We start from the raw sequence: 1,719 nt of genomic DNA on the forward strand, positions 1-1,719 counted from the left end.
CCCGTACCCCGGGGCCGTACCGTACGGCCCGCCCCAGCGCGGTCCCGCGGGGGGCGGGGAGGCGGACGGCTCCTGGGACGTGACCGTGACCGGCATCCCACCCTGGTCGCCCAGGCCGCCCGGGTCGCCCAGGCCGCCCGGGCCGCCACGCCCGCCCCGCCGGGAACCCTTTCGTCCGCCTCCCCCGCCGGAAGGCCCGCCGCCTCCGCCGAAGCCTCCGAACCCGCCGGCGCCGGCGCGGTGAGGCGGCGCCGCCCCGTGCCGAGCCGTCTACCGCGCCCGCCCTTCCGACGTTTCGCGGGGCTCCGCACCGCACCCGGTCCCTCGAACGCCGCAGGGGAGGAAGGTGCCGCCGCCCGGCGCGAGCGTTCAAGACGTGGGACGGGGGTCCTGGGGGCCGGGCCGGGAAGATACGGTGAGGGCACCATGAGCGCATCGCAGACCTCCGACGTCCCCACCCTCCTCGTCAAGATCTTCGGCAAGGACCGTCCCGGGATCACCGCCGGGCTGTTCGACACCCTCGCCGCCTACTCCGTCGACGTCGTCGACATCGAGCAGGTCGTCACCCGTGGCCGCATCGTCCTGTGCGCCCTCGTCACCAAGCCCGCCGGCGGAGCCGAGGGCGACCTGCGGGCCACCGTCCACAGCTGGGCCGAATCCCTCAAGATGCAGGCCGAGATCCTCTCCGGTACGGGTGACAACCGGCCGCGCGGCAGCGGCCGCTCGCATGTCACCGTGCTCGGGCACCCGCTCACCGCCGAGTCCACGGCCGCCATCGCCGCCCGGATCACCGCGACCGGCGGCAACATCGACCGTATCTTCCGGCTCGCCAAGTACCCGGTGACGGCGGTGGAGTTCGCCGTCTCCGGTGTGGAGACCGAGCCGCTGCGCACCGCCCTGGCCACCGCCTCCGCGCACATCGGCGTGGACGTGGCCGTGGTATCGGCCGGATTGCACCGCCGGGCGCAGCGCCTGGTGGTCATGGACGTGGACTCGACCCTCATCCAGGACGAGGTCATCGAGCTGTTCGCCGCGCACGCCGGGTGCGAGGCCGAGGTCGCCGAGGTCACCGAGCGGGCCATGCGCGGTGAGCTGGACTTCGAGCAGTCGCTGCACGCCCGGGTGGCGCTGCTCGCGGGCCTGGACGCGTCGGTCGTGGACAAGGTCCGCGCCGAGGTGCAGCTGACCCCGGGCGCGCGGACCCTGATCCGCACACTCAAGCGGCTCGGCTACCAGGTGGGCGTGGTCTCCGGCGGCTTCACGCAGGTGACGGACGATCTGCGGGAGCGGCTGGGGCTGGACTTCGCCTCCGCCAACACGCTGGAGATCGTCGACGGGAAGCTGACGGGCAAGGTCACCGGCGAGATCGTGGACCGGGCGGGCAAGGCCCGGCTGCTGCGCCGCTTCGCCGCAGAGGCCGACGTGCCGCTGTCCCAGACGGTGGCCATCGGCGACGGCGCCAACGACCTGGACATGCTGAACGCGGCCGGGCTGGGCGTGGCCTTCAACGCCAAGCCGGTGGTCCGCGAGGCCGCGCACACCGCGGTGAACGTGCCCTTCCTCGACGCGGTGCTGTACCTGCTCGGGATCACCCGCGAGGAGATCGAGGCCGCCGACCTCGTCTGACCCCGCCCCGCGCGAACGGGCCCCGGCAGCCGATGCGGCTGCCGGGGCCCGTCGGTGTCCGGGGCCGGCCCGCCGATGTACCGGGACGGCCGG

1 protein-coding gene is annotated in these 1,719 nt (G+C 74.4%); it reads left to right on the plus strand.

Going from position 1 to position 1,719, the window contains the following annotated elements:
• The first annotated feature begins 426 nt into the window (after window positions 1–426).
• Window positions 427–1,626: a phosphoserine phosphatase SerB gene (gene serB, locus ACWGIU_RS37225; RefSeq protein ID WP_453712487.1), complete on the plus strand. Its 1,200-nt coding sequence runs from the start codon at window positions 427–429 to the stop codon at window positions 1,624–1,626.
• The last annotated feature ends 93 nt before the right edge of the window (window positions 1,627–1,719 follow it).

The organism is Streptomyces sp. NPDC054840, assembly GCF_053611065.1.

Excerpts from the sequence above, each read along its gene's own strand:
- serB (WP_453712487.1), top strand. The coding sequence starts at position 427 with ATGAGCGCATCGCAGACCTCCGACGTCCCCACCCTCCTCGTCAAGATC.